This window comes from Crenobacter sp. CS_VA4 (assembly GCF_055597485.1).
On record NZ_JBVMAE010000034.1, the window covers coordinates 26,510 to 35,001 of the forward strand.

The 8,492-nt window shown below is 61.7% G+C and carries 9 protein-coding genes and 2 pseudogenes; 6 read left to right on the forward strand and 5 right to left on the reverse strand.

Going from position 1 to position 8,492, the window contains the following annotated elements:
* Nucleotides 1-29 precede the first annotated feature (29 nt).
* Nucleotides 30-908: a LysR family transcriptional regulator gene (locus tag ACZ2IA_RS20260; protein WP_470294402.1), complete on the forward strand. Its 879-nt coding sequence runs from the start codon at nucleotides 30-32 to the stop codon at nucleotides 906-908.
* Nucleotides 909-1,247: 339 nt separating this feature from the next.
* Here the strand turns inward: ACZ2IA_RS20260 and ACZ2IA_RS20265 are convergent.
* Nucleotides 1,248-1,788 (reverse strand): annotated as a pseudogene (locus ACZ2IA_RS20265) (IS110 family RNA-guided transposase); the annotation flags it as partial.
* A gap of 302 nt (nucleotides 1,789-2,090) precedes the next feature.
* Between ACZ2IA_RS20265 and ACZ2IA_RS20270 the strand changes: the two are divergent.
* Complete coding sequence (locus ACZ2IA_RS20270; RefSeq protein ID WP_470294403.1) at nucleotides 2,091-2,318, forward strand: NADPH-dependent FMN reductase family protein; 228 nt, start codon at nucleotides 2,091-2,093, stop codon at nucleotides 2,316-2,318.
* A 193-nt stretch (nucleotides 2,319-2,511) separates the two neighbouring features.
* On the opposite strand, the gene ACZ2IA_RS20275 is transcribed toward ACZ2IA_RS20270, so the two are convergent.
* Nucleotides 2,512-3,792: an HAD family hydrolase gene (locus ACZ2IA_RS20275; RefSeq protein ID WP_470294404.1), complete on the reverse strand. Its 1,281-nt coding sequence runs from the start codon at nucleotides 3,790-3,792 to the stop codon at nucleotides 2,512-2,514.
* Nucleotides 3,793-4,034: 242 nt separating this feature from the next.
* On the opposite strand from ACZ2IA_RS20275, the gene ACZ2IA_RS20280 reads away from it, so the two are divergent.
* Nucleotides 4,035-4,802, forward strand: coding sequence for a DeoR/GlpR family DNA-binding transcription regulator (locus ACZ2IA_RS20280; protein ID WP_470294405.1), 768 nt, complete (start codon nucleotides 4,035-4,037; stop codon nucleotides 4,800-4,802).
* A gap of 209 nt (nucleotides 4,803-5,011) precedes the next feature.
* On the opposite strand, the pseudogene ACZ2IA_RS20285 reads toward ACZ2IA_RS20280, so the two are convergent.
* Nucleotides 5,012-5,236: pseudogene (locus tag ACZ2IA_RS20285) on the reverse strand (transposase domain-containing protein); the annotation flags it as partial.
* Between the two features lie 67 nt (nucleotides 5,237-5,303).
* Nucleotides 5,304-5,969 carry a substrate-binding domain-containing protein gene (locus tag ACZ2IA_RS20290; RefSeq protein ID WP_470294411.1) on the reverse strand — a complete coding sequence of 222 codons (666 nt, stop codon included), beginning with the start codon at nucleotides 5,967-5,969 and terminating at the stop codon, nucleotides 5,304-5,306.
* Between ACZ2IA_RS20290 and ACZ2IA_RS20295 the strand changes: the two genes are divergently transcribed.
* From ACZ2IA_RS20295 to ACZ2IA_RS20305, 3 genes are all read left to right on the forward strand, one after another.
* Complete coding sequence (locus ACZ2IA_RS20295) at nucleotides 5,922-7,214, forward strand: molybdopterin oxidoreductase family protein (protein WP_470294406.1); 1,293 nt, start codon at nucleotides 5,922-5,924, stop codon at nucleotides 7,212-7,214. The two genes, ACZ2IA_RS20290 and ACZ2IA_RS20295, sit on opposite strands and share 48 nt — an antisense overlap.
* Nucleotide 7,215: 1 nt before the next feature.
* Nucleotides 7,216-7,347 (forward strand): hypothetical protein, encoded by a 132-nt coding sequence (locus ACZ2IA_RS20300; protein ID WP_470294407.1) that lies wholly within the window; start codon nucleotides 7,216-7,218, stop codon nucleotides 7,345-7,347.
* A 101-nt stretch (nucleotides 7,348-7,448) separates the two neighbouring features.
* Nucleotides 7,449-7,673: a formate dehydrogenase subunit delta gene (locus tag ACZ2IA_RS20305; RefSeq protein ID WP_470294408.1), complete on the forward strand. Its 225-nt coding sequence runs from the start codon at nucleotides 7,449-7,451 to the stop codon at nucleotides 7,671-7,673.
* A 102-nt stretch (nucleotides 7,674-7,775) separates the two neighbouring features.
* Here ACZ2IA_RS20305 and ACZ2IA_RS20310 read toward each other — a convergent pair.
* Nucleotides 7,776-8,492: GMC oxidoreductase (locus ACZ2IA_RS20310; protein ID WP_470294409.1), on the reverse strand; the 717-nt coding region annotated here is incomplete at its 5' end.

An 8,492-nucleotide genomic window follows, 5' to 3' on the forward strand; every position in this document is an offset into this window, starting at 1 on the left:
GTTGACTGATTTGAAATCAAGGATTGCAAATGGATTTGCTGGACAGCATGAAGGTGTATGTCCTGGCGGTGGAAAAAGGCAGCTTGAGTGCCGCCGCCACAGCTTGCGGCATTTCGGCGACGATGGCGGGTAACCACCTGCGGACGCTGGAGAAACGCCTGAGCATGAAGTTGCTCAACCGGACGACACGGCGCCAGCACCTCACGGCTTTCGGCGAGGACTACTACATCCGCTGCAAGGAAATCCTCCGGCTGGTGGCCGAGGCTGATGCGCAGGCGCAGCAGCTGCAATTGGCCCCAGCGGGCACGCTGCGCATCACCGCCCCCGTTACCTTCGGAGCCGAAGCCCTGATGCCAGCCTTGTCGGTGTATCTGGAGCGCTACCCCGAGGTCAGCGTCGATGTGACCCTGTGCGACCGCGTGGTGGATCTGGTGGAGGAAGGCTTCGAGGCGGCTATCCGCATCGGCCACTTGCCTGACTCGGCATTGATCGCCAAGCCGCTGTCGCCTTATCGCCTCATGATCTGCGCATCACCCGACTACCTAGCGCGCAGAGGGATGCCGGAGAGGCCTGAAGATTTGCCCCGCCACGAATGCCTTTCCTTCAGTCTCGCGGCTTTAGCTCATTGGCGTTTGACAGGCGATGAAGGCGTATTCCGTATCCCCGTCTCGGGGCGGTTACAGGTCAATCACGGGCAAGCGCTGCGAGTCGCGGCATTGCACGGACTGGGCATCGTCTTGCAACCCGCAATATTGCTGGATGCCGACGTTCGGGCGGGCCGTTTGGTGCAACTGTTTCCCAACTATGAACTTCCCAGCCGTCCGATGAGTGTGGTTTATCTGCCTGATCGGTATCGGTCGCCCAAGCTGCGCAGCTTTGTGGATTTCTTGGTGGAGCGGTTCTGCTAGCTGAATCGTTCCGATGAATCGCCCCCGCTTTCCTAGATACTGGTCCGTCCCTGCTTCGATGAACACTAGTGATAGGCGACTTGACCACCCCTCATTCAGTAGTGGCAAAGGAAGATTGCGGACATACATCCGGCCTGTTCATGCAGGAATGCTGCCCTGCTGGCCCTGATGGAATGTGCTGATCAGCGTCCCATCACCTCGTCGAGCTTAATGCTCGGTGTCTAGGCCGGATTTCGCTGACCACGGTCTTACCTGATTTGCCATCAGCTTGTGATTTTCAGTGCAATCGGTACGCTGCTCCTTTAGGCTTCGCCTGATTGATTAGCATTTATTTACTCATCATTTTGCTCGCGCGAAGATCGGAACGGTCGACGTGTGGGCCGGATGATAGGTCTGGTCGCGAACCAGCAAGGCCCAGACGATCCGTGCGTTCTTGTTGGCCAAGGCGACGGCAGCCAGATTCTTGTTTCGCAGCCGGAGCAGCAACCGTCCCAACCAACTGTCGGCAAAGCCGCTCTGGTGCTTAGCATGACGGATGACCGCACGGGGCCCCATGGATCAGCAGGGTGCGCAAATAGCGGTCCCCCCGTTTACTGATGCCCAGTAAGAGCGACTTGTCGCCGCTGCTGTGCTGCTTGGGAACCAACCCGAGCCAAGCCGCCAACTGGCGGCCACTCTTGAAGGTTTGGGCATCGCCGATACTGGCCAGCAAGGCACTGGCCGTGATCGGACCAATACCCTGGACCGCTGCGAGCCGCTGGCTGGCCTCGCTGTGGCGATGCCAGCGCACGATCTCTCGCTCCAATTCTTGTACCTGTCGGTCCAGCTCTCTCAGGTGCGCCAGCAATCGGTCGATCAGTTCGCCAAAGACGGCGGGCAAGGTACTAGTCTGTAGAACAGCAATCAAAATTGACCAGCCTCTGCGTGCAAAAATGACCAAGTTCCCATCTCGGCAGAATACCTGTCTAGCCTAGATTCGAGGTACATGATCTCTGGTCAAAACTCGACGCTGTTGGGTGGTCAAACGACGGCGCTGTTTTACAGATACACCTAGAGATCGACGATTAACGCGGGGTTGAAGCTGGGGTTTTCCGGAGGGCGATCGGTAACGACGTAACCGCGCGGGTTGCACACCACGCGGCAACGACCCAGTTGATAATCGCAATTGTCGTGAGTGTGACCATGGGGCCACACATCGGCCTGCTGCACCAGGGCATGGTGCTGGTCGGCCTGCTGTACGCGTTCCAGGGGCAGCTGCGGCTGGACGAGATTACCGGCTGCAGCCCCTACGGCGCCTCCACCATCGCCGCCGGCGACGGCTCGCGCCAACCGAGCCAGAACGAGCTGGATGGCGGCTTCCGGGGTCGACATGTGGCCGATTACCAAGGCTTTGGTGCAGGGGCGGCCTAGGTAAAGTGTCTTTCCCGGACACGGCCTAAAAGCCTTTCCGGGCGACAGGTAGAGCATCACCACCCTGTAACGGGACCACCCATTGTAGGGTGCCAACACCCTCGCTGCGTGCGAGGCTTCGCTTCGCTAGCGATAGAGGGCGTTGCACCCTACGACGGAAGCCCTGCACCCCAATGGGATGGGCTCCTACCCCTCACGCCAGCAGCTTGCGCTCGCTCTTGCCGTACTTGAGCGATTTTTCGTCCGGCATCATCAGGCCAGTGTGCTCGTCACGCCCCTGCAGGATGAAGCGCGCCTTCGGGTCGCCCAGTTGCTCGGCCGCCTTCTTGCTGTCGGCGCCGATCTCGCCCTTCTTCATGCGGTTGACGATCACGCCCACCGAGGTGTCGGCGAAATCGCGCAGCATCCAGGCGTCGCCGTCGCTGTCGCCCGCCACCAGTACCGGGCCGTAACCTTTCTTGGACACCAGTTCGTTCTGGATACCCACGGTCTTGCCCGGGCCCCAGTTGAAGTGCCAGCCGGCCTTGTAGTTACTGGCGTACTTGCCGTCCTGCATTTCCAGGCGCAGGCCGATCACGTTTTCCGGCGGCACGCCGTAGCCGTAGTTGGGGTGGCCGGCGAACACGCGCACCACGTCGTCGATTGAGGCGGTGCTCACGTACACGTCGATGCCGTTGGCGCGCAGCGCATGCATCAGCGCACGGATTTCCTCATGGATGCGAATGCCGTGAAAGTGGGTGTCGGCCACCACACCGGCCTTGCCCGGCAAGGTTTTCGGGCTTTCGTACTTCACCTTGCGGAGCCCGTCGCCAAGATCTTGGTTGTTGGACGCCTCGGCCATGGCCTGCAGCTCGGCGGTGGTCATGTTCTTGTAGAAGTAGATGATCCACTTGTAGCCAATTTCCACCGGGTAGGTGTCGCAGATGGCGTCGTACATGAAGTAGAGCTTAGCGCGGAAATCCTTGAACTGATCTGATGCCTGGATCTCTTCCAGGCTCTTGTCGCCGGCCAGCCCCTTGTAGTTGGCGTGCAGCCAGCGGTAATCGGCTTCCACGTCGGCGGCCAGGTCTTCCATCGTCACCTGTTTGCCCTCCACGGTGGAGTAGTCCTTCATGAACGGCCCCCTCGGCACGTCTTTCCACATCACTTCGGCAAATTCGTCCGGCGTCAGTTTGTACTGCAGATGATTGATCTGGTACATCAGCAGCGCTTCTTCACAGTCATTCATGATGCAGGTGTTGTCCCAGTCGAACACCGCGTACGGGCGCTTGTTGGTGCGGTAGCCCTTGCTCTTGACGCCGTATTCGTCGATCACCGCCTGGATGCGCTTGGCATTGAGCGGCGACCAGCGGCCCGGATCAAGCGCGGTCAGTGTGGCCGCGGCGGTTTTGGCTTCGGCGGTGCCCGAGGTAAACAACAGCGGGCTGGTGACGGATACGGCGGCAAGAGCATTCAGAAACTGACGGCGCTGCATGGCAACTCTCCCTGGAAATGAAAATTCGGCTACGGCGGCCGGCACCCAGTCCGGCGCGGTCCAGCGTCGGCATCGGGTGACAATCCATACTAAAAACAAACACACAAAAAAACAACAATGACACAAATTTACACAAAACTCTGTCACAATTGGCAAGCACCGAAACACCTGCACGCTTGACTGCCCCGGCCGGCACTCCACAATGCGGGCTCGGGCAGATACACAACAACGGGGCTCCAGCGATGTGGCAAGAAGAGCGTTATCAGCGCATTCGCGCACTGCTATCCACCTTGCAGCGCGTGACCACCGACCGCCTCGTGATGGAACTCGACGTCTCGCGCGAAACGGTGCGGCGCGATCTTGCCGCCCTGGAAGAACTGGGGGAGTTGAAGCGGATCCACGGCGGCGCCATCCGCGTGGAAGACGAAGCGCCCATCGCAGAGCGCACGCACAGCAACGTCAAATTCAAGCGCGATATCGCTCGGGCCGCGGTAGGCCTGCTCACACGCGGCCAGACGGTATTTGTCGATGCCGGCACCACCACCGCCATCCTGGCCGAAGAATTGGCCAAACTCGGCGGCCTCACCGTGATCACCAACTCGTTCGACGTGGCGCTCAACATGCGTGAACCGGCCGCGGGCGGACACAACAACGAGGTCATCGTGCTCGGAGGAACATTGGGAGATCGCGCCCCGGCCACCGTCGGCGCCACCACGGTGGCCGAAATCGGCCGCTATCGCGCCGACCTCGCGCTGATCTCGCCCACCGCCATTGATGCCCGCCGCGGCGCCTGCAATTACGACCACCGCGAGGCCGAAGTGGCGCGCGCCATGGTCGGCAACGCTGAGCAGGTATTCATCCTGGCCGACTACAGCAAGATCGGCGTGGAAAGCCGCGTGAGCTTCTGCCCGCCCGAGCGCATCGACCTGTTGATCACCAACCGCAAGGCCAGCGAAGCGCCAGCCTTGGCCGAACTGAGCGTCAAACTCGAGCGGGTTTCCCTGGTGTAGGGGCGGCGTCTCGCTCTACCTGGCTAGACCAGGCGCTTGAACAGCCGCCTCAGCTCGCCGACGATGCCACGGCGGAACAGCAGCACGCTGATGACGAAGATCAGCCCGATCACCACGTTGACCGACAGCAACAAGTAACGGCCCGGGCAGCACCGTTTTCCCAAGTTGAATGCACTATGTTGGCGGAGAGTTTGTAGCGAAGGGAGCTGCTAGCTGGCTTGGGTTTCCAGCTTTATGTTCCATGGCAGAAGGTCGGCCACCTGATTCACCGGGTAATCGGCAATAACACCCAGCACATGGCGCAGATAGGCTTCAGGGTCGAGGCCGTTCAGCTTGGCCGTACCGATCAGGCTGTAGATCGCGGCGGCACGCTCGCCACCGGCATCCGAACCGAGGAACAGGAAGTTCTTGCGACCCAGGGCTATGCCACGCAATGTCGATTGGGAGGCTATCTCAAAGATGGCGCCTCCATTCGATAGCACAATGCGCTGGTGTGGCATGTCAGGGTGCAAGTTCCGGAAACGCCTCGCTCACCGTCAGGATTGCACCGGATTGTGCGGCATCGTAGCCCGGTAGCCGGCTGATCTCGGCGCGAAATGCCTCGCTCTTGAGCGAGGCGATCAGCGCCTCGACGGCCGGGTATTCCAGCGTGTCACGCTGGGCCAGAAAGAAATAGCGCTCGGTCTGCAGGGGGAGGAAGTCCAGATCGAAGCGACGCGCGGCTGTTTCCACGCCCAGCCCCACGTCGGCCATGCCGCTTGCCACGTAGGCCGCTACCGCGGCGTGAGTGAGCTCCGCCTGTTCGTAGCCGTGCACTTGGCTGGGGGAAACCCGCTGCTTGTTCAACAAGAGATCCAACAGCAGCCGTGTGCCCGAGCCGGGCTGGCGGTTGACGAAGCGCAAGTCCTCACGGACGAGGTCGCCGATTTCGTAGATCTTCCTGGGATTACCGCGCATCACCATCAGCCCCTGGCGGCGCGTGACGATGTGGATGAGGCAGTGTTTTTGCAAGTCGAAATGGTCGGCATAGCTGCGTGCCACCGGCGTCTGAAATTCGCCGAGCGGGACATGAAAGCCGGCCAGGTCACATTCGCCCGCATGTAGGGCCGCTACCGCATCTTGGCTGCTGCGGTATTTAAGATCGATAGCGATGTCGGATGCGGCCAGCGTCCGGGCGAGCTTCTCAGCCGCGAAGCCACCGCCGACATCACCGGCGTGCCGGCCGAGCTGGTGCGCGGCGCGGCGCGCCTGTACGCCATTGGCGGCAACGCGGCGATCTACTACGGCCTCGGTGTGACCGAACACAGCCAGGGCTCGACCATGGTGATGGGCATCGCCAACCTGGCGATGGCCACCGGCAACATCGGCCGCGAGGGAGTCGGCGTCAATCCGCTGCGCGGCCAGAACAACGTGCAGGGTTCGTGCGACATGGGTTCGTTCCCGCACGAGCTGCCGGGCTACCGCCATATCTCCGACACCACTACGCGCAGCCTATTCGAACAGGCGTGGGGGGTCGAGCTGTCGCCCGAGCCGGGTCTGCGCATCCCGAACATGTTCGACGCCGCCCTGGCGGGCAGCTTCATGGGCTTGTACTGCGAGGGCGAGGACATCGTGCAGTCCGACCCGAACACCCAGCACGTGACCGCGGCGCTGGCGGCGATGGAGTGCGTGGTGGTGCAGGACATCTTCCTCAACGAAACCGCCAAGTACGCGCACGTGTTCCTGCCGGGCTCGTCGTTCCTGGAAAAGGATGGCACCTTCACCAATGCCGAGCGTCGCATCTCGCGCGTTCGTCAGGTGATGAAGCCGCTGGCCGGCTACGCCGACTGGCAGGTGACCCAACTGCTATCCAATGCCCTGGGCTATCCGATGAATTACCGGCACCCGTCTGAGATCATGGACGAAATCGCCGAGCTGACCCCCAGCTTCAGCGGCGTGAACTATAAGCTGATCGACAAGCTCGGCAGCGTGCAGTGGCCGTGCAACGTGCAGGTGCCCGAGGGCACGCCGACCATGCACGTGGATCATTTCGTGCGCGGCAAAGGGCGCTTCATCATTACCCAGTATGTCGCCACCGACGAGAAGGTGACACGCAAGTACCCGCTGGTCCTGACCACCGGCCGCATCCTGTCGCAGTACAACGTCGGTGCCCAGACCCGGCGGACCGACAACAACGCCTGGCATGCGGAAGACCGGCTCGAGATCCATCCGCACGATGCCGAAGAGCGCGGCATCAAGGACGGCGCTTGGGTCGGCATTCGGAGTCGGGCCGGCGAAACGGTGCTGCGCGCGCTGATCAGCGAGCGGATGCAGCCGGGCGTCGTCTACACCACCTTCCACTTCCCGGAGTCCGGCGCCAACGTGATCACCACCGACAGCTCCGACTGGGCGACCAACTGCCCGGAATACTAAGGTGACCGCGGTGCAGGTGCTGCCGGTGACGCAGCCATCCGAGTGGCAGCAAGATTACCAGCGCTTCAACCAGACCCAGCTGGAGTTGCTTGAGCAGCGCACGGCCGAATCGGTGAGACGTACGGGGGCATGATGCCTTCGGTCGATGCGGGGTTGTACCCGGCGGGCGGCGCCAGTGCCCGCCGGGTGATAGCCCGGCAATTCGAAACCCTGATTGAATTCTGATTGGTTGTTATGGACACACAAAATCTTGTTCGCATGGCTAACCGGATCGGCGACTTCTTCGAGGCCATGCCGGATCGCCAGGAGGCGATGAGCGGCATCGTTCAGCACATTAACCGTTATTGGGAGGCGCGCATGCGCCGTGATCTGCAAAAGCATCTGGAGAGCAGCGGCGGCAACGGCTTGAAGGAAATTGTGGCCGAGGCGCTGGCAGCGGATCAAAGCTGGAAGCCTTAATAGGCAACAACAAACAAAGCCGGAATACACCGCTGTGCCATGTGTGGTGTGTTCCGGCTCTTGCTTTCCCGGCAGGACTAGGCCGCTGGGGGAGGGCTTCCCTCAGGACCGCACCCTAGTCTTTTTCGAGGTGGACTGAGGTCGTTTCGTCGTCTTCTTGCCACCGGCCTTGGCGAGCTTCACCGGCGCACCATTGGCGACGAAATACGGTGCATTCGAGCGCGCCAGCGGCGGCCGGCCGCGAATCTTGTCGGCGATCTTCTCGGCCATCATGATCGTCGGTGCGTTCAGATTGCCGGTGATGATGCGCGGCATGATCGACGCGTCGACCACGCGCAGGCCGGTCAGCCCGTGCACTCGCCCCTCGCCGTCGACCACCGCCGTCGGGTCGGACTCGTCGCCCATCTTGCAGGTACACGACGGGTGCAGCGCGGTCTCGGCGTGCTCCAGCACGAACGCGTCGATCTCGGCGTCGCTCTGGATCATCGCCCCCGGCTTGATCTCGCGGCCGCGGAACGCATCCATCGCCTGCTGCGCGATGATCTCGCGGGTGATCCTGACGCCGGCGCGGAATTCGCGCCAGTCGACGTCGTGCGCCATGTAGTTGAACAAGAGCCGCGGGTGCTGGCGCGGGTCGCGGCTGGCGAGCTTCACGAAGCCGGTGCTCGGCGAGCGCATCGAGCCGACGTGACACTGGAAGCCGTGGCTCTGCACCGGGTTGCTGCCGTCGTAGTTCATCGCCAGCGGAATGAAGTGGTACTGCAGGTTCGGCCACGCGAACTCGTCGCTGCTGCGGATGAAGCCGCCGGCCTCGAAGTG

Bases quoted from the DNA above. Each gene is read 5' to 3' on its own strand.
- ACZ2IA_RS20260 (WP_470294402.1), top strand. From the start codon at position 30: ATGGATTTGCTGGACAGCATGAAGGTGTATGTCCTGGCGGTGGAAAAA.
- ACZ2IA_RS20270 (WP_470294403.1), top strand. From the start codon at position 2,091: ATGGGGCCACACATCGGCCTGCTGCACCAGGGCATGGTGCTGGTCGGC.
- ACZ2IA_RS20275 (WP_470294404.1), bottom strand. From the start codon at position 3,792: ATGCAGCGCCGTCAGTTTCTGAATGCTCTTGCCGCCGTATCCGTCACC.
- ACZ2IA_RS20280 (WP_470294405.1), top strand. From the start codon at position 4,035: ATGTGGCAAGAAGAGCGTTATCAGCGCATTCGCGCACTGCTATCCACC.
- ACZ2IA_RS20305 (WP_470294408.1), top strand. From the start codon at position 7,449: ATGGACACACAAAATCTTGTTCGCATGGCTAACCGGATCGGCGACTTC.